This window comes from Desulfuromonas sp. AOP6 (assembly GCF_009731355.2).
Classification (GTDB): Bacteria; Desulfobacterota; Desulfuromonadia; order Desulfuromonadales; family SZUA-540; genus SZUA-540.
On sequence record NZ_AP022810.1, the window covers coordinates 1,596,634 to 1,613,639 of the forward strand.

17 protein-coding genes and 1 tRNA gene are annotated in these 17,006 nt (G+C 53.8%); 14 read left to right on the plus strand and 4 right to left on the minus strand.

The genetic code is table 11. The annotated features are described in order from the left end of the window. The first annotated feature begins 42 nt into the window (after positions 1 to 42). The 4 genes from AOP6_RS07450 (at position 43) to AOP6_RS15270 (ending at position 3,962) form a co-directional block, all read left to right on the plus strand. The gene (locus tag AOP6_RS07450; protein WP_155876126.1) at positions 43 to 1,920 is read left to right on the plus strand and encodes an aldehyde ferredoxin oxidoreductase N-terminal domain-containing protein; all 1,878 of its coding nucleotides are present in this window, start codon (positions 43 to 45) and stop codon (positions 1,918 to 1,920) included. 93 nt (positions 1,921 to 2,013) lie between these two features. Next, positions 2,014 to 2,205 (plus strand): hypothetical protein, encoded by a 192-nt coding sequence (locus tag AOP6_RS07455; protein WP_155876127.1) that lies wholly within the window; start codon positions 2,014 to 2,016, stop codon positions 2,203 to 2,205. Between the two features lie 40 nt (positions 2,206 to 2,245). Next, entirely contained in the window at positions 2,246 to 3,187 is a 942-nt protein-coding gene (locus AOP6_RS07460) for a hypothetical protein (RefSeq protein ID WP_155876128.1), read from the plus strand. Positions 3,188 to 3,236: 49 nt separating this feature from the next. Continuing rightward, positions 3,237 to 3,962, plus strand: coding sequence for a UPF0149 family protein (locus AOP6_RS15270; protein WP_155876129.1), 726 nt, complete (start codon positions 3,237 to 3,239; stop codon positions 3,960 to 3,962). Between the two features lie 81 nt (positions 3,963 to 4,043). On the opposite strand, the gene AOP6_RS07470 is transcribed toward AOP6_RS15270, so the two are convergent. Further along, positions 4,044 to 4,850, minus strand: coding sequence for a DUF3014 domain-containing protein (locus tag AOP6_RS07470; RefSeq protein ID WP_155876130.1), 807 nt, complete (start codon positions 4,848 to 4,850; stop codon positions 4,044 to 4,046). 93 nt (positions 4,851 to 4,943) lie between these two features. On the opposite strand from AOP6_RS07470, the gene AOP6_RS07475 reads away from it, so the two are divergent. Next, on the plus strand, positions 4,944 to 5,603 hold the full coding sequence (locus tag AOP6_RS07475) for a hemolysin III family protein (RefSeq protein ID WP_155876131.1): 660 nt from the start codon (positions 4,944 to 4,946) through the stop codon (positions 5,601 to 5,603). Between the two features lie 127 nt (positions 5,604 to 5,730). Here the strand turns inward: AOP6_RS07475 and AOP6_RS07480 are convergent, their stop codons facing one another. The 3 genes from AOP6_RS07480 to nadB are packed head-to-tail and all read right to left on the minus strand — an operon-like array spanning position 5,731 to position 7,832. Beyond that, positions 5,731 to 5,937, minus strand: coding sequence for a hypothetical protein (locus AOP6_RS07480; protein ID WP_155876132.1), 207 nt, complete (start codon positions 5,935 to 5,937; stop codon positions 5,731 to 5,733). Between the two features lie 3 nt (positions 5,938 to 5,940). Continuing rightward, on the minus strand, positions 5,941 to 6,213 hold the full coding sequence (locus AOP6_RS07485) for a chorismate mutase (protein ID WP_155876133.1): 273 nt from the start codon (positions 6,211 to 6,213) through the stop codon (positions 5,941 to 5,943). A gap of 20 nt (positions 6,214 to 6,233) precedes the next feature. Then, a complete protein-coding gene (gene nadB, locus AOP6_RS07490; RefSeq protein WP_155876134.1) occupies positions 6,234 to 7,832 on the minus strand; it encodes an L-aspartate oxidase in 1,599 nt (532 codons plus the stop codon). On the opposite strand from nadB, the gene AOP6_RS07495 reads away from it, so the two are divergent. From AOP6_RS07495 to AOP6_RS07535, 9 genes are all read left to right on the plus strand, one after another. Continuing rightward, the gene (locus AOP6_RS07495; RefSeq protein ID WP_155876135.1) at positions 7,822 to 8,082 is read left to right on the plus strand and encodes a hypothetical protein; all 261 of its coding nucleotides are present in this window, start codon (positions 7,822 to 7,824) and stop codon (positions 8,080 to 8,082) included. The two genes, nadB and AOP6_RS07495, sit on opposite strands and share 11 nt — an antisense overlap. Next, complete coding sequence (locus tag AOP6_RS07500) at positions 8,066 to 8,647, plus strand: lytic transglycosylase domain-containing protein (protein WP_155876136.1); 582 nt, start codon at positions 8,066 to 8,068, stop codon at positions 8,645 to 8,647. Before AOP6_RS07495 ends, AOP6_RS07500 begins: the two co-directional genes overlap by 17 nt. Then, positions 8,644 to 9,231 carry a CDP-diacylglycerol--glycerol-3-phosphate 3-phosphatidyltransferase gene (pgsA, locus tag AOP6_RS07505; protein WP_155876137.1) on the plus strand — a complete coding sequence of 196 codons (588 nt, stop codon included), beginning with the start codon at positions 8,644 to 8,646 and terminating at the stop codon, positions 9,229 to 9,231. Before AOP6_RS07500 ends, pgsA begins: the two co-directional genes overlap by 4 nt. Before the next feature lie 100 nt (positions 9,232 to 9,331). Further along, positions 9,332 to 9,406 (plus strand) — tRNA-Gly (locus AOP6_RS07510). 652 nt (positions 9,407 to 10,058) lie between these two features. Continuing rightward, complete coding sequence (locus AOP6_RS07515) at positions 10,059 to 10,562, plus strand: type 1 glutamine amidotransferase domain-containing protein (RefSeq protein ID WP_155876138.1); 504 nt, start codon at positions 10,059 to 10,061, stop codon at positions 10,560 to 10,562. A 181-nt stretch (positions 10,563 to 10,743) separates the two neighbouring features. Then, a complete protein-coding gene (locus AOP6_RS07520) occupies positions 10,744 to 12,636 on the plus strand; it encodes an FAD-binding protein (protein ID WP_155876139.1) in 1,893 nt (630 codons plus the stop codon). After that, positions 12,600 to 13,841, plus strand: a complete 1,242-nt coding sequence (locus tag AOP6_RS07525; protein WP_155876140.1) for an SDR family oxidoreductase — start codon at positions 12,600 to 12,602, stop codon at positions 13,839 to 13,841. Before AOP6_RS07520 ends, AOP6_RS07525 begins: the two co-directional genes overlap by 37 nt. A gap of 179 nt (positions 13,842 to 14,020) precedes the next feature. Continuing rightward, positions 14,021 to 14,761, plus strand: a complete 741-nt coding sequence (locus AOP6_RS07530; RefSeq protein WP_213194821.1) for a TVP38/TMEM64 family protein — start codon at positions 14,021 to 14,023, stop codon at positions 14,759 to 14,761. 5 nt (positions 14,762 to 14,766) lie between these two features. Then, positions 14,767 to 17,004: a hypothetical protein gene (locus AOP6_RS07535; protein ID WP_346015140.1), complete on the plus strand. Its 2,238-nt coding sequence runs from the start codon at positions 14,767 to 14,769 to the stop codon at positions 17,002 to 17,004. Positions 17,005 to 17,006: the final 2 nt, after the last annotated feature.

Here is a 17,006-nt window from a genome sequence, read left to right on the forward strand (position 1 = left end):
TAAGGAAGTTAAGCACATTGCATTTTTACCTCGAGGTGTTCGATGACTCAGTTCCAGCGTGTTCTTCTGGTCGATGCGGCCAGTGGTTTCTATCGCATGAAAAAGTATGGTTTCGACCGTTATTTCGGCCCTGTCGATCTCGGTATCCACATGACCGAGGAGTATCGCAGCCTCAATTTTGGCGTCGGTCTCTTTGCCGGTTCCATCTTTCCTGGTTCCAACCGACTGATGGTGACGGGCTATTCTCCCTGCTGGCAAGGGTATTACATCAGTTCCATGGGGGGAGCAGGATTGGTTTTCGATAATCTGGGTATCAACATGCTCAGCCTCGTCGGTAAAGCGCCGGTTCCCTCGGTGCTTTTTCTTAACCGCAATCATGGCGAAGAGATCGAGGTCGAGGTGGTTCCGGTGGAAGCGTCGTCGATCTGGCAATCAGGACGCCAGGGCGTTTACGCCATGACCGACCGGGTCTATGATATGTTCGCTCATCGCTACGAGAACGACCCCCGCATTCTGGTCACCGGACCGGCGTCCGTCTCAACGGACATGGGCGGCATCATGTCCGTTCCCATCAATAAGGGAAAGATCAGCCACGTCGACACCTGGGCCGGGCGTGGTGGTTTCGGCAGCGCTATGGTGCAGAAGCACGGCATCGTGGCCATCATCTATGGCGGCACCCTGGTCAACGAGGATTTTCGCGACCGCAAGGTGGTCGACGAATGGTTTCGTAACAAATACAACCTGCATCTGATGCAGAAGGATCTGGAGGTCACCACCAAATATCGTTACGACGAAAAACTGCAGACAGGTGGAACCTTTGGGGTCAACTATGCCGGCATGGGGGGACGGATTCTGGCTTTCAACTACCGCACCATCTTCTGGAGCGAAGAAGAACGCCTGGCCCTGCACGAAAACATGGTTTTGAATCACTATCTGAAGCAGTTCAATGAAGAGACCATCCGCAAAAAACAGCAGGCTACCTGCGGCGAGCCCTGTGTCGCTGTGTGCAAGAAGCTGAACGGCCAATATAAGAAGGATTACGAACCCTACCAGACCTTGGGCCCACTCTGCGGGATTTTCGACCAGCGGTCGGCAGAAAAACTCAACCGTCACTGCGACGCCATGGGCTTCGACGCCATCTCCAGTGGCGGGGTGCTGGCCTGGCTGATGGATTTGCTCGATCAGGGGATATTAACACCGGCGGAACTCGGCGTGACTGAGCAACCCCGTTGGTCGCTGGCGCAGTTTGACGTGGTGGCCGATTCAATGCACAACGCGCAGTTGGGCTGCGATCTTATTGACGCCATTTTGGAGCGGCGAGGAATTCTCGATTTTCGCGAAGGGGTGCGCAAGTGGAGCCGACTGCATTCGCACCAGAAGGGGATCAAGCTGCACGACAGCCTCGTATATGTTGCCTTCAACCGCCGTGGCTGGATGGTGCCGAACCAGTACTGGGTGGCCGGGGTACTTGCGCCCATGGCCATTATGGGCAAATACTACATGATCTATAGTTACGACTTCGTCCCGCCACGGACCCTGGGGCGCATGTGCGCCGAACGCATGAAAAAGGAACTTATCCTCGACAATCTCGGCACCTGCCGTTTTCACCGGGGCTGGGCCGAAGAGATGCTGCCCGAAGTCATGGGGTCGCTCTATCAAAGCAAAGACGCCTACCAGCGCGCCATCTCCGTGCTAGCCAGTCGCCTCAACAGTCGCAACAGCCCTATTTTCTGGGAGTCGGAGCGCAATATCGATTACCTGCATACCTTTTTGAAACGCAAAAAAACCGTGGACGTCGAGGTGGACCCGCGCCTTGATGATTGGCTGCAGAGGTTTGAAATGGACAAGGTTGAGGCGGCCCGGGAATTCTGGTACGAAACGCTCATGGGTATCGACGAGAGCCTGCGGGAGTTTTTCTAAACCCAAGGGTAAGGTTGCCGGCAGGGCAGGGGTTGCCAGGGAAAAAGACTCTATGCTATCGTCCCCGAAGTTTTCCGGGGAGGTTCGTTTTTCATGCTCTTTTTGCTGCTGCTGATTCCCATCGCTATTCTCTGCGCCATTCTTGCCTGGCTAAGCTGGCGCGCCCGTCATCGCAAGGTGGCGCTGGTAATGGTGGGAATCAGCCTGTTTTCTTCCACCATCTGTATCGTCACGATTATTGGCAGCGTCTTTTTTTACCAGGCTCTCGAAAAATCTCTCGGATAGCTTTACTGTAGGTTGTGGCCGGACGTCAGGGGCAGGGATTATGCGCAAAAAACTTATTTACAGCGGCGTGATAGTTGTCTTGCTTTTTTTTTCAGTTCTCCCTGGCCCGCGCGGGGTGCTGTACGATAACGCCTTGTTCAGGTCGATAGACAGCGCCGCCCTGACCTATGTAAACGAGGCACTTTTGCGGGCTGGTGGAAGTTACGTCATTGCCCGCACTCTCAACGCGGTCATTTCCGTGGTGCAGGAAAGTGAGCTGATGGTCCAGCCGGCCGGCGTCGGCGTCACCCTGGCTCTCGGCCAGGCTCTTGATCCTGTCAACGATCTGGTTGAGCGTTTTTCCTGGGTAATGTTGGCGTGCCTGGCTTCTCTTGGCATCCAGAAGGTTCTCATTGAAATTAGTCCCTGGCTGAGCATCCAGGTTCTTCTGGTCGGCTCTCTGACCTTTTTCCTGGCGGCGCTGTGGTCATCGGGGCGCTTTTCCGCCAATTTTGCACGACTGGCCAAATCCCTGCTGCTGGTGGTTGTCCTGGTTCGCTTTTGTGTGCCGGCCATGGCCTGGATCAACAACGCGGCCTATGATGCGGTACTGGAACAGCGGTATGCCGAAACCATCAACGAAGTGAAGTACGACCTTGAAACGCTTCAAAAAGTGGTTCCTGACGCGGCCGGCGTAACAGCGTCATCACCTGAAAATTCTGCCGGCTGGCTGGAAAAAACCCGTCAGGCATTGAACCAGGCCGCCGAGCAGAGTCTGAGCGTCCTTGATTTTCGCCAACGGCTTGACGCCGTCAAACGGGTTAGCACCGGCATCTTCGATAAGTTGATTCAGCTGGTGGTCATCTTCGTGCTCAATACCATTTTGCTGCCCCTTTTTTTCCTCTGGGGATTTTTGCGACTGGGGCGGATGATATTCACTCCAGATTTTGGTAAGGTCGTAGAGCATAGGGTGCGCGAGGGTATTTCAGGAAAAAATCGCTGATACTCACCAATATATTTTATGGTGGAAAAGGTTACAGGTTATTTAAGACATGTTGACTGAAAACGAAAAAAGGGCTCTGAAGACGCTTCTGGACCATGCTGTGGATCCGAAAGAGGCCATGTGCCTCGACCAACTGGAGGGCTACCTCTTTGGCCTGGCGATTACACCGGACAGTACGGAACCGGGGGAATGGTTTGCCGATATTTTTGGTGAATCCCTGGCGGCATTCCCTGATTCCGCTGAGTCGGACCGACTTTTTGCCACCTTGACGGAAACGATCCTTCGGCTCCAGTCCCTTCGCAAAGTATCGAAACTCGATTTTCCCTTTGACCTGGCGCTACAGAAAGCAAATAATTTTTTAGCCGTTAAAAAGTGGGCTTCCGGCCTGGATAAGGCTCTGGCCCGGCGCGCTTATCTGTGGATGCCGGAAGAAGTCCTGGAAAAAACCGAAATGGATGAAGACCGCGAAGCGATCATGAATTGCCTTCTGATCGTTTTGGGGGTGGCTCATCCCGAAAAACTTCCCGAAATGTTCGAAGGTGTTGGCGAAAACGAAAAAGAGATCATGGGAGTCTGGAACCAGCTGCTGGATCAGCTGGCTCTGGCGGTAGAATCTCTGCAGGACTTTGCCGATTTTCTGCAGATGCAGAAAGCTGGCGGAGCTATTGGGGAACAGCGCTCATTTTTGGTCACTTCAGGCGGGCGTACGGGTCGAAACGACCCCTGCCCCTGTCGCAGTGGCAAAAAATATAAAAAATGTTGTGGCCTGAATTAATAAATGAGGTGATTCGTCCGGTGGCTCAAACTGGCGGAACTAAAAAGGCGATCATTTTTGATCGCCTTTTTAGCTGGAGGATCAGGTTCGCGGTAAACTGACCAGGTGCCCTCGTATCTCGCTCAACTTGCTCTTTATCTTCAAGGCGTTTTGTGGTCCGATGCGAAGGAGTATTTTGCGTCCCGCCGAGAGGGCTTCGAGATCTGGGTCAGTATAACGGTAGCGCACAACATGGCGTGTTACCCTGATGGGCTCCGCTACGGTCGGTGCTTTCACCAGATGGTCGATCACTTCGATGAGGCGGTCGTTGAAGGTGCCATCAGGGTAGCCCATATCCCGGTAGGCCTGTTGGAATAGAGGATAGAAACGCACATAGAGGTCGACGGCTTTCTCGCTGTTCAATCCTTCCACAAAACGCACAAAAGGGGCGTATCGCTGGTAATTATCCGGGCTGATGATGGTTTGCTCTGCTCCTTCGGTCACCTGGAAAGAGCCACCCACCGGACGTACAGGCAGACGGTTCGCCGCCAGTTGCGCCTTCGGGAGAGTGTCGACCAGAAGAACCAGTCGACGGATAAAGTGGTCGAGAATGAAAAGGTTCTCCGGGTTTGATTCAGGGCTTAATCCGCGGATTTCCGCTGCCATGGCTGAATCACTTTCGTCCAGCGTCGGCAGGGGAGGGGTTGAACTCTCTTTCCTGGCCGGAAGTTCAGGAACCGGATGAATAATGGCAGGCGTCTTGTCCGCTGGTGGTGCGGTGGGGGTAACGACTGGCTGCCGGGCCGGTTCGGTTGGGGAGGGTGGAAATAGATCCTTCCAGAGGGACAGTAGAAAGATGACGCCCAGCATCAGGGCGAGGGATGTGGCCAGCATGGTCGTTTTTTTCATAACATTTTCCCGTATTCGAGCCTGGGGTGAAATGACCAAATTTCAAAACGGCTTCAGGTTACCTCAACCAGAAAGCTCTTTCCAGTGAAGAATATGCGATTGTCTGAGCGCCTGGTCTATTATTCAAAGGCCGAAGAACTGGCCAATCGCCTGACGCACGGTTTGGGTGCCCTCGCAGGTGTGGTCGGTTTCGTCATCCTGATGAAAGCAGCCTTTCACACTGCCGATCCTTGGCGCATTACCAGTAGTGCCATCTACGGAACCGGCCTGGTCACTTTTTACACTCTTTCAACCCTTTACCACACAGTGCGAACTCCCGGTGTCAGGTACGTTTTTCGTATCCTCGACCACGCCAGTATTTTTCTCATGATTGCCGGAACCTACACGCCTTTCACTCTGGTCAGCCTCAATGGTGCCTGGGGATGGTCGTTGTTTGGTACGGTCTGGGGCCTGGCCCTTGTTGGCATGACTTTCAAGGCCTTCATGCCGCATCGCCTGCGAATTGTTGCACCTCTCCTCTACATCGGCCTGGGTTGGCTGGTGATCATCGCGATCAAACCCCTCCTGGTAGCTGTACCACTACCGGGAGTTCTGTTACTGGTAGCGGGCGGAGTGGCCTACACCTTGGGCGTCCTCTTCTACGCGATTGAGCGTATTCCTTTCAACCATGCCATCTGGCATCTTTTTGTACTGGCTGGCAGCTTCTTGCATTATCTGGCCATCTATTTATACGTGGTTCCCATGAAAGTCTGAGTGATTGTTTCTTTGGCCTGGAATGACCTTGTCGGTCTGAGAATGGTGCTTACGAGGAACGTCTTGAGGTGGGTGCCGGACGGCCCTTTGGCCATGGCCGTCCGGCGAATGCGCTGGTAAGAGAGCCCTATTCCTCGGGTATTTTGAAGACCTCGAGAACCCCTGGCAGTGCCTTGATTCTTTGGGCGTCGAACTCCCTGGTCTCGCCGATAACCCCGATGATAATCCGGTTGGCGCCGGTGGACTGATGAAAATCGAAATCGTGGTCGACCAGAAACTGTTTGATCTGGCTCAGTTCATCTTCCGAGGCACCTTTTTTCATGACGACGAGCATGGGCTAGAGTCCTTTCGTGCGAATGCGTTCGAGGCGACGTGATTCGTCGATGACACGTTCAAAGAGACGGACAATAGCCTCATCCTCCAGTGGTCCCGGATTCATGGTTTTCATCCGCTGGAAGATACGCTTCTCCCGTTCGGGGTCATAGACGGGCAACTGCCGTTCTTTTTTTATCTCCCCTATTTTCAGGGCCAGATCGGCGCGCAGGTTGAAGATTTTCAGCAATTCGTCGTCCAGTCGGTTGATTTCTTCCCTGATGGTATCGATATCCAAGGGTCTCTCCAGGCCGGGGGCTAAAATTCTTTGCGGATAAGGGTGTCGTGCTTCCAGTGAATATCGTCGGTTTCGGGGTAGTCGATGGTGTAATGCAGGCCCCGACTTTCTTTGCGTTCGAGGGCGCACAGCACGATGAGTTCGGCGATGGTGGCGATGTTGCGCAATTCAATGAGATCCGAGGTGACATAGAAGTCCCAGTAGTAATCGGCGATTTCCTCCTGAATCAGTTTGATGCGGCGCAATGCCCGCGTCAGGCGCTTGGTAGAGCGGACGATGCCGACGTAGTTCCACATGCCGCGCCTGATTTCATCCCAGTTGTGTGCCACGACTACCTCTTCGTCGCTGTTGGTGGCGCTGCCTGAGTCCCAGGCGTCAATTGAGGGGAAGTCTGCCTGTTTGTCGGCCAGCCTCTCCAATGAACGGCCCGCGGCCCGGTCGGCATAGACGACGCCTTCAAGGAGACTGTTGCTGGCCAGACGGTTGGCGCCATGCAGGCCGGAACAGGAAACTTCGCCGATGGCGAAGAGATTTCGGACGTCTGTCTCGCCGAAGGTGTCGATCTTGACGCCGCCACACAGGTAATGAGCAGCCGGCACGACGGGTATGGGTTCTTTCGTCATATCAATGCCATAGGAGAGGCAGGTCTCGTAAATATTGGGGAAACGATCTTTGATGTAATCGGCGCCCCGGTGGGTAATGTCCAAAAACACACAATCGTCGCCGTAGGTCTTCATTTCATTGTCAATGGCTCTGGCCACGATATCCCGCGGCGCCAGGTCTTTCATTTCATGATAAGAGGCCATGAAAGCGGTGCCGTCCCGGCGTTTGAGGATCGCACCTTCGCCGCGTACTGCTTCGGAAATGAGGAAGGACTTGGCGTGTGGATGGTAGAGGGTAGTGGGATGGAACTGGATGAACTCCATATTGGCAATGGTGGCACCGGCCCGATAGGCCATGGCGACACCATCGCCGGTAGCGACATCAGGATTGCAGGTATAGAGATAGACCTTGCCACTGCCGCCGGTAGCTAGAACTGTTATGCGGGCGCCAAAGGTGATTACTTCATTGCTGTCGATATCAAGAACGTAGGCGCCCAGGCAATGGTCTGGCTTCAGGCGGCGGTGAATGGCCTTACTTTGAGTGATCAGGTCGATGGCGATATGGTTCTCATGGATCCTGATGTTGGGATGAGCGCGAACGGCTTCGACCAGGGCACGCTCAATTTCGTAGCCGGTCATGTCCTTGGAATGGAAAATGCGCCGGGCACTGTGGCCGCCTTCCCGCGTGAGGGCATAGGTGTCATCGGCATTTTTGGTGAACCGGACCCCCCAATCGATGAGGTCCTGAATGGCCTGAGGACCGCTTTCGACGACAATGCGAACAACCTCTTCGTTGGAAAGAAAGGCGCCAGCGACCATGGTATCGCGGATATGAGCGCCGAAGGAATCCTGTGTCGAAAAAACCGAGGCGATTCCCCCCTGGGCCAGGTTGGTGGCGGTTTCAGAAATGTTGCGTTTGGTGATGATCGAAACCGTTCCCCTGTCAGCCACCTTCAATGCATAAGAAAGGCCTGCAATGCCGCTGCCGATGACCAGGAAATCCGACGTGATTTTCATCTTCATACCTCACAAGAGGGTTGAGGTCCTGCAGGACAGCCTGCAGGAGATTCTGGAAAAGAAGCGAAGAAAAGCCGCGTTGGGGCGGATTTTGCAAAAGCATGTCATTATCGGCCCCCCAAATACCCTTGTCAAGATTTTTGAACCCGGGCTTTTGATTGGTAACTTGGTTGAAATATTAGAACTTTTAACCTATAGTTCCAGGCAGGGAACAATCCGGACAGGTCAAATTCATGGATCAACTTTATAAATACCTCGTCATTCAGCTGTCATTTGTTCTGGCTCTGACCTTTTTCGGCACCCCCTGCCAGGCCGATATCTACCGATATGTCGATGCTGATGGCAAGGTCCACTTCACCAATACGCCCACCTCAAGCCATTTCAGCTTTTATATGAAAGAAGGCTCGGACACCCGTTCACTCAAAGACGTCATAAAATACTGCGCGGATCTCTACCGCCTCGAAGCAGCGCTGGTTCAAGCCGTCATCAAAGCCGAAAGTGACTTCAATGCCAAGGCGGTTTCCACCAAAGGAGCCCTCGGCCTGATGCAGCTCTTACCCGAAACAGCCCGAGATATGGGGGTCAGGAACCCCTTTGATCCGGAAGACAATATCAGAGGAGGCAGCCGTTATCTGCGTCTCATGCTCGACCAGTTCAACAACCGGCTCGACTTGGCCTTGGCCGCCTACAATGCCGGACCCGGGGCTGTACGACGGCATGGCGGCATCCCACCCTATGAAGAAACACGCAACTATGTCGAGCGGGTAAAAAAATATCTGTATGAGTATCAGATTGACAGGGAATCCCTCTTATGAGTCATGCCGGCGGCTTGCTAAACCCTCCCAATGTCCTCACCCTGGGTCGAATGGCGGCCGTGCCGCTGCTGGTCATCCTTCTTCTTTTTGATGGCCCGACTGCCAGTTTGTGGGCTGCCATCGTCTTTGCGCTGGCTTCGCTTACAGACTGGCTTGACGGCTACCTGGCCCGTAAGTGGGATATCGTCACTGTCCTCGGTAAATTTCTTGATCCCTTGGCAGATAAACTCCTTGTGATGGCGGCCCTGATCATGATGATTCCCATGGGGCGAGTTCCCGCCTGGGCCGTCTTTGTTATTCTGGCCCGAGAAATCAGCATTACCGGGCTGCGTTCCATTGCCTCGGCAGAGGGGATTGTCATTGCGGCAAGCCCGCTGGGAAAGTACAAGACCATATTCCAGGTGGTGGCTATCATCGGCTTGCTGCTGCACTATGACTATTTCTGGTTTTTCGGGGTGGAATGGAACCTTCTGCAGGTCAATATGCATAATGTCGGCACCTTCTTTTTTGCTGTCGCTCTGGTCCTAACCATCTGGTCTGGGCTCGACTATCTCCTTAAATTCTTTAAAGTTATTGCGAAATAAAAGAAAGTGGGGACGGGTAAATTTTTTTAGAATTTTCTGTTGACTTGAAGAAATCGTTTTGCTATTAATAGGCCCGCTCGCAACGACGGGCAAAAAATGAGCGGGAATAACTCAGTGGTAGAGTGCAACCTTGCCAAGGTTGAAGTCGCGGGTTCGAATCCCGTTTCCCGCTCCATAAAAATAAACAAGGCCTGATCATCACGATCGGGCCTTTTTTTTTGCAAAAATTTGAGAGGTGCCGGGTTTTTTTTAACAAAATATCGTATTTTGTCTCCAAGTTAGTCTCTTGCCACAGGCCAGCATGTCCATTTTTCCCAAATACCTGATACTGTTAATTGCCGAAAAATCTCAGGAATTTAAGGGTATACGGCTGCGGGTCATTCATGACTCCGAGTTTTAGTATTTGATCCTCCCTTGAATCATCAAGATCAAATCCGGGACCATCGATTCCAGTATTTGAAATGGAATGGAGAATTCCGCGCCTTTCGCTTCACCAAAGACAGCACTATACAGCCTCTACGGAGGTGCAGGGAAGCCTTCCGTTGTGCATCCGTATTTTTGATTATAAAGGCAAACTGAACAGTCTGGCAGCCAAAAGGTGCTTAGTAAAAGTTTGCTGCCTTTGTGATCAGCAGATAGGTGATTCTGTTCCTGATCTCTCTCTGTTTCCGTTGGATAACGTATAACCAGATGGTCTGCCTATAAATGAGCGTTTTTGAATATGTATTGGTTCTTTTTTACATTGACTTGAAAGGGTTGGAGACCCGTTTAGAATAAATAGAATAATAGCCTGAAAAGCAGCATCCACATTCATTTAAGGAGGAGATATGAAGGCCTTGATTTTAAGTGCAGACAATTTTGAAGACTCTGAACTGCTGGTTCCTTATTACCGCCTGAAAGAAGTAGATGTCGAAGTGACGGTGGCTTCCCCGAAGCGGGGGGCGATCACCGGCAAGCATGGGTACGAGGTGACCGTGGACAAAACCATCGATGAAGTCAATCCTGATGACTATGCAATCCTGATCCTGCCCGGGGGGAAGGCGCCGGTGGAAGTGAGAAAAGATCCGAAAGCGCTGGAGATAGCCCGGAGCTTTTTTGCTGGCAGTAAACCGGTTACCGCCATCTGTCACGGGCCACAGATCTTGATCAGCGCCGATCTCCTGAGGGGGCGACGTGCTACCTGCTACAAGTCGGTGGCCGATGAGTTGAAAGAGGCCGGCGCGCGCTATGAGGACAGAGAGGTCGTTGTTGATGGCAATCTGGTAACGTCCCGGCAACCCTCAGATCTTCCAGCTTTCATGCGCGAAACCATGAAGCAGCTTGGACTTTAACGTAACTATACGGGGCGATAATCAGGTTCAGAGAGGGGATTAAACCCCTTCCGATAAAGAAGTCAAAACCGTTGCTATCTCCGACCCCATCGTGGTTTTTTCCTGATTAATCACCGGTCCTTATTGAAGGCAGAAGAATTTTTATCGGAAGGGCTTCCGCCTAAATTCATATAGGATTTCCATGATTTCAAACGAGGCCGCTCTTACCGCCGCTCAGTGCCGTCACTATTCCATGTGCAAGATCGACTATCTTGGAACAGGAATTTGTCCGGCGGGGGCTGAAAACCATTTCGTCTCGTATTATCCGCAGGGACGTATGGACCTTGTCAAGGCCGTCGCGGCCGGACAACTTCCGGTGACGCAACGTCTCGTGGATATTGCCGATACATGCACCCTTTGCGGAGTCTGTGATTTGCAGTGTCATTTTATCTCTGAACTTCGTCCCATGCCGGTTATGAAAGAACTTAAAAAACATGTCGAAGACCATCTTGCGGCGGGTAAACCTGTGCAGCTGGAATTCGAGGATAAGTCGCTCAAAAGCAATGATCCCCTTCTTGTTGAACTTCAGGAAATAACCGGCCCAAGATGGGCATCCAATGACCCGGCCATCACCACCGCTTATTACTCGGACCCTTGTCCGGTGACCATTCCCAAGCTTCCCCGTGCCGTGGTCCTTCCAAAATCAGTTGAAGAAGTCGAGGGCATTGTTCGTGTCGCTAACAAGTACGGCATCCCATTCATGGTTCGCGGCAACGGCTCCAGTGTCATGGGGTTTGTCATGACCGATGGCATCTTGATTGACACCCAGCGGCTGAAAAGCATGGACTTCGACACAGACAACTGGTGTGTCACCGTGGGGGCCGGCGTTTCCGCCTTCGATCTTCAGAAAGAAGCCTTTGCCAGGGGATTCCGGGTCAACGTGGCTGAACCGGCGGCTTTGGTTTGCGCCAATCTCATGTGCTCCGGGATCATGTCCCTTTTCAGCACCAGCTACGGGACACTCGATGATGGCTATGTGGATGCCGAATTCGTCAATCCGCAAGGTGATCGCTTCAGACTCAAAGACAAAAAAGAACCGGATCTGTATCGTTTTGCCCGGGAAGACCGCCCCTTGGCCGGTATTTGCACTTCCGTCCAGATGAAGTTGTATCCGACGACAGCGGACGAGGAGGGATTCCTGGTTCCGGTGGAGAGCCTTCAGGAAGGCTTGATCCTGGTTCGGGAATTGTCCATCCGGAGAATCGGCTTCGGGCTTGGGGTGCTGGGAGCCGATTATATCGCTGCTTTCATGTCACCAGTCGCCACGCTGGCCCGCACTGTGAAGGATTTCACCGAAAGTATGCTTCGGGCCCCTTTCATGGTGATGGTTCTGGGGGACGCCAAGGATCGTGCCGCAGTGCAAAGCATGAACCGGACTATCCTATCCAATGACCTGTTCCGCACCCTGATGCTGGGGCTGTCGAACCTTTCGCCGGCATCGGGAAAAAGTCATGATACCCTCGCCGATATTCTGCAACCCTTGGGCGACGGGGATGGACTGCCGCTCAGTCATCTTTTGGCACGCAGTGATCTGCAACCCTTGGTTGAGGCCGCGTTGGAGCCCTCACCCGAGACTCATGCCAGCGTCGTTCCCGAAGACCTTCGGATCGCCTATACGCGACTCTATGAACGGCCGGAGATGACCGATCTCGTCTGGCTCAACATGTTCCGAATTCTCAGCTCCCGGATGGGACGGGAGAAACACCTGCTCCCGTTGATTCTTTATGTCCCTCTCGACAAACCCGGAGTGATTGGCGTCCTTGTGAGTGGATTCAAACGGATCGCTGATTCCTTCAATTTGAAGAATGACTTTGGTTTTGTCTCACCCCTTGATCTAGGCAAGCGTGCTTTTCTGGAATATGACTTCTACCTTGATCAAAACGATCCGGACGAAATCCAGCGCTCCCGGATGGCACTGGGTGAAGCCGCAGCATTGATTGAAAAAACATCCGCCACGGTGACCGGTGTTCAGTGGATCCGGTACACCTTGAACCAAGGATGCTGCCGAAAGGAAAATCTCCTATATTCACTATGACGCGATGCCGCTCAAAACCGGAAAAACGTCTGCTTGTAACCGGAGCCACGGGTTTCATCGGCAGCCATCTTGCCGGCGCACTGGCGGAAGCAGGGCACTCGGTCTTTCTGTTGATCCGCGCTTTAAACGCGGAAGGCACCACAGCGTATGATCGCTGGAATCGGATTGCGGACTGGCTCGGGCTTTCCCCGGCCGCGCGTGCGCGCATTAAGGTTTTCGTCGGTAATCTGGATGATCCCGACCTGAACCTGTCTTTGGATGATGCCCGCTTCCTGAAGGCCAACATAGAGGAAATTGTTCATGCTGCAGGCAGTACGTCTTTCTCTGAAAAAAAACGCAACGAAATATTTCAAACCAATCTCATCGGACTCAAAAATATCCTTTCATTCGTGGACCGAGGTATCTGCCGCCACATTCATGCCATCAGTACGGCCTATGTAGGGGAGGGGACCCAGACCCCCTGCAGGGAGTGCATCTCTCCTGCTCACGATTTTTTCAATCCCTACGAAGAGTCCAAGCACCAGGCGGAAATTCTGCTTCGGGAATTCTGCAACCGCAAGGGCTTGCGTCTTTCTATCTATCGTCCTTCAGTCGTTTACGGGAACTCCCTCACAGGCAGGACCTTTAGGTTCAACGCCCTTTATCACCCTGTTCGTTCCATCGCCTACCTCCGTGACCTATTCAAGAAGGATCTCCTGGAAAACGCGGGCACACAGGCGAGGAAGATGGGTATCTCACTGGATTCCACCACCCAAACGCTTCACATGCCTATTCATTTCCAGAAACGGCAGGGAACGGGTGTGAACCTAATCCCGATTGATTATTGTACCGATGCCATTCTTGAACTTATGAATGTTACCGAAAAAGAAGGAATTTTTCACATCGTCAATACGCAGAACACCCCACTTACTGACCTGGTTTCATTTGCTGGAAGATTCCTCAAGGTATCGGGGATGGGTGTTGATGGTGTCTCAGCGCAACAGGCACAGCAAGACCCAACGTCAGGTGCTTTAGATCATCTTTTCCTGCGTTACATGGAAGCCTATCAGCCTTATATCGAAGATACGCGGATATTTGATGACAGCCGGGCTGCGCGTACTCTGTCGCCAGCAGGAATCCGCTGTCCGAAATTTTCCTATGCAATTTTTGAGCAGTGCATGACGTACGCGGTGGAAAGCAACTGGGGGCGAACGCTGGGGCTGTGAATATTCACTGTCCCTCTGTTTACTTATCCGAAAGATGTCAATCCAGCTAAGGGAAGGGAAGGGAAGGTCAAATTCTTGTTCTACGGAGTTAAATGCAAATGAAAACTAAGAGTGTTGCAAAGGCTTTATTACTCGAAGATGTTGGTGAAACTTTTTGCACCCAGGTGATGGAATAGACCATGCTTAAGCGTTTCAGCATCCGCATGAAGTCACCACTATGGAGCGTTGCAGCCAGTATTCTGTTCGTCGCTGCGCTACTCGCCGTACTGATTTACTTCGACGCCCATGAACAGGTGTTGCGCCTGCTGGAATGGTTCGACACACTGGGCGCCTGGGCGCCGCTCCTGGTCATCCTGATCATGGCGGTAGTGGTACTGCTGGTCTTTCCAGGAGTGCTGTTCACCACCGGTGCTGGTTTCGTGTTCGGCGTCGTCGAAGGTTCCCTTGTTGTCGTGCTGGGAACGACCCTCGGGGCGACTCTGGCATTCCTGATCGCTCGCCATCTGTTTGGTCAGCGCGCCAAGGCATTTGTCATGTCCCGCGCCAAGCTGCAGGTGGTGAGTGAGGAACTGACGCCCCACGGCTGGAAGATCGTATTGCTGACGCGACTGATCCCATTCTTTCCCAGCAAAATCTCCAACTATTTTTTCGGTCTGACATCTTTCTCCTTGCGAGGTTTCGTCGTCGGATCGCTGCTGGGTTTCATCCCTTACTCAGTTCACAATGTCTACCTCGGCTCGATCGCTGCCGACATTACCACTCTTGGTGCGCGCAATCTGGACCGGACTCCGCTGCAATGGGCCCTTTATGGCGTCGGTTTCATTGCCGCTGTAGTCGCGGTCATCTTTTTGAACCGGCTCGCACGTCGCGCGCTGTCCCGCTATACAGATACCGGCGCCATTAAGGAAAAACCACCGTGATTTGGATGAAATGGCTACCCTGGCGGTTCGTCATCCGGCGAATCGCACGACAGAAGGGATTCCTTGATCCCATCGCCCTGCTGGCGCGGTTGCACAGTTTTGCCCAGCCGTCTGAAGTGGGAGAACCGATCGAACTGCTGCGAGCCGGCGTGGTGTTTCACGCCCGCGGCCTGATCAACAGCCGGGTTATTCAGCATAACCTGGACTGGGTATGGCCCTACTGGATTGAACGTCAGTTCGACCCGAGGGACATCTCCTTTATCCCACGCGCCTTCTCGATCACCCATATCAATCTCACCCACCGCAACTGGACGGCAATCGGTTATCCTGACTGCGAAGAGCTGCCGATTGTCGATCCCCGTGGTCTGCTCACCCCTTTTCTCGATGGCGGGTCATTGCAAAGTTGGCTGCAGACCGAGGATGGCCGCTGCCTGCTGCCTTCCCGCGCCGCCGAATTCAATCAGCGACAGGAGATGGACGACGGGGTTCGTATCACCTCCGAGACTGCCATGCAGGGGTTGTCCCTGACCAGCAGCGCCTGGGTGCAACTCGAGTCGGGAGTTCCGGTCTGCAAACTGCATTTAAAGGCCAGGGCCGACGCCAACGCCTGGCTGGTGCTGGCGCTGCGCCCTTACAACCCGGAAGGCATCAGTTTCATTCATCAGGTTCAGCTATCCAGTGAACGCACGGCTTGGACAGTCGACCAGTCATACCGGGTCGATTTCAGCTGTGCCGCCCGACGTCACCATGTCTCTGATTATCGCAACGGCGACGTGTACATTCATCTCCATGACCGCGATGACCAGACCGAGGGTAGTTGTGACGTGGGCATGGTCACCGCGGCGGCCCTTTTTCCGATCAAAGCCGGCAAGCCGGCTGAAATGACCGCCACCATTTCGCTCGCGGCCACAGGGTCCAAACGGCTCCCCTCTGATGCCTGGAGCACCGTGCATCGCGATCATTGCAAACTCACCTGTCCGGAGCCGCTCTATCAGTTTCTCTACGACGCCGCCATCACCTCATTGATTCTGCACTCGCCGGATGACGTCTATCCTGGCCCATTCACCTACAAGCGGTTCTGGTTCCGCGATGCCGCTTTCATTATCCATGCACTCCTGTGCGTCGGCCTGACTGAACGCGCCGAACGCGCCCTGGCGCGCTTCCCGGAGCGGCAGACGGCGCTCGGTTATTTCCGCTCACAGGAAGGCGAATGGGATTCCAACGGTCAGGTGTTATGGATTCTACAGCGCTTCCTCGCGTTGACGGGTCGACCGTTTCCCTCCGACTGGCAGGCACCTGCGCAGCGTGGTGCCCGCTGGATCATCCGCAAGCGACTCGCCGATGATCTGGGCACCCCCCATGCCGGCCTGTTGCCGGCCGGTTTCAGCGCCGAGCATCTGGGCCCCAACGATTATTACTATTGGGATGACTTCTGGGGAATCGCCGGTCTGCGGGCGGCGGCGGCCATGTTCCAGGAACAGGATCCCGTTCAAAGCAAAGAATTTGCCCAGGCCGCTGATAACTTCACGGGGGCCGTGGACCAAAGTCTGGAGGCCTGCGCGAAGCGGCTTGGCCGTCCGGGCATGCCCGCGTCACCCTACCGACGGCTGGATGCCGGCGCGATCGGATCACTGGCGCTAGGTTATCCGGTACAACTCTGCTCTTCGGACGATCCACGGCTCCTTGATACGGTCGAGTTTCTGCTCAGGAACTGTTTTGTGAAGGGGGCGTTTTATCAGGATATGATCCATTCAGGTCTTAACGCCTACCTGACCCTGCATATTGCGCAGGTATTGTTACGCGCTGGCGACCCACGTCACCTCGACGTGATGGATGCCGTCGCCGCCCTCGCTTCACCGACAGGCCAGTGGCCGGAAGCGATCCATCCGCATACCGGCGGCGGCTGTATGGGAGACGGTCATCATGTCTGGGCCGCTGCCGAGTGGGCGCTGATGATCCGCAACTGTTTCGTGCGCGAGGAGGGCGACCGGCTCATCCTGTGCGCCGGTATTCCAGCACGTTGGCTTAAACAGAACGCGCCGATCCGGTTCGGACCGGCACCGACAAGTTTTGGGGCGGTATCCCTTAGCATCACCCCGCAGACTGGCCGCCCGCCGCGCGTCGCTTGGCAAGGTGATTGGCATCGTCAGGCACCACCTATCGAGATCCGCCTGTCTGGTTTTGAACCGGTCAGCACTACCGAAGGAACGGGCTCAATTGACCTCATCGGAAAGGAATCTTGACG

Bases quoted from the DNA above. Each gene is read 5' to 3' on its own strand.
- AOP6_RS07450 (WP_155876126.1), top strand. From the start codon at position 43: ATGACTCAGTTCCAGCGTGTTCTTCTGGTCGATGCGGCCAGTGGTTTC.
- AOP6_RS07455 (WP_155876127.1), top strand. From the start codon at position 2,014: ATGCTCTTTTTGCTGCTGCTGATTCCCATCGCTATTCTCTGCGCCATT.
- AOP6_RS07460 (WP_155876128.1), top strand. From the start codon at position 2,246: ATGCGCAAAAAACTTATTTACAGCGGCGTGATAGTTGTCTTGCTTTTT.
- AOP6_RS15270 (WP_155876129.1), top strand. From the start codon at position 3,237: ATGTTGACTGAAAACGAAAAAAGGGCTCTGAAGACGCTTCTGGACCAT.
- AOP6_RS07470 (WP_155876130.1), bottom strand. From the start codon at position 4,850: ATGAAAAAAACGACCATGCTGGCCACATCCCTCGCCCTGATGCTGGGC.
- AOP6_RS07475 (WP_155876131.1), top strand. From the start codon at position 4,944: ATGCGATTGTCTGAGCGCCTGGTCTATTATTCAAAGGCCGAAGAACTG.
- AOP6_RS07480 (WP_155876132.1), bottom strand. From the start codon at position 5,937: ATGCTCGTCGTCATGAAAAAAGGTGCCTCGGAAGATGAACTGAGCCAG.
- nadB (WP_155876134.1), bottom strand. From the start codon at position 7,832: ATGAAAATCACGTCGGATTTCCTGGTCATCGGCAGCGGCATTGCAGGC.
- AOP6_RS07500 (WP_155876136.1), top strand. From the start codon at position 8,066: ATGGATCAACTTTATAAATACCTCGTCATTCAGCTGTCATTTGTTCTG.
- pgsA (WP_155876137.1), top strand. From the start codon at position 8,644: ATGAGTCATGCCGGCGGCTTGCTAAACCCTCCCAATGTCCTCACCCTG.
- AOP6_RS07515 (WP_155876138.1), top strand. From the start codon at position 10,059: ATGAAGGCCTTGATTTTAAGTGCAGACAATTTTGAAGACTCTGAACTG.
- AOP6_RS07520 (WP_155876139.1), top strand. From the start codon at position 10,744: ATGATTTCAAACGAGGCCGCTCTTACCGCCGCTCAGTGCCGTCACTAT.
- AOP6_RS07525 (WP_155876140.1), top strand. From the start codon at position 12,600: ATGCTGCCGAAAGGAAAATCTCCTATATTCACTATGACGCGATGCCGC.
- AOP6_RS07530 (WP_213194821.1), top strand. From the start codon at position 14,021: ATGCTTAAGCGTTTCAGCATCCGCATGAAGTCACCACTATGGAGCGTT.
- AOP6_RS07535 (WP_346015140.1), top strand. From the start codon at position 14,767: ATGAAATGGCTACCCTGGCGGTTCGTCATCCGGCGAATCGCACGACAG.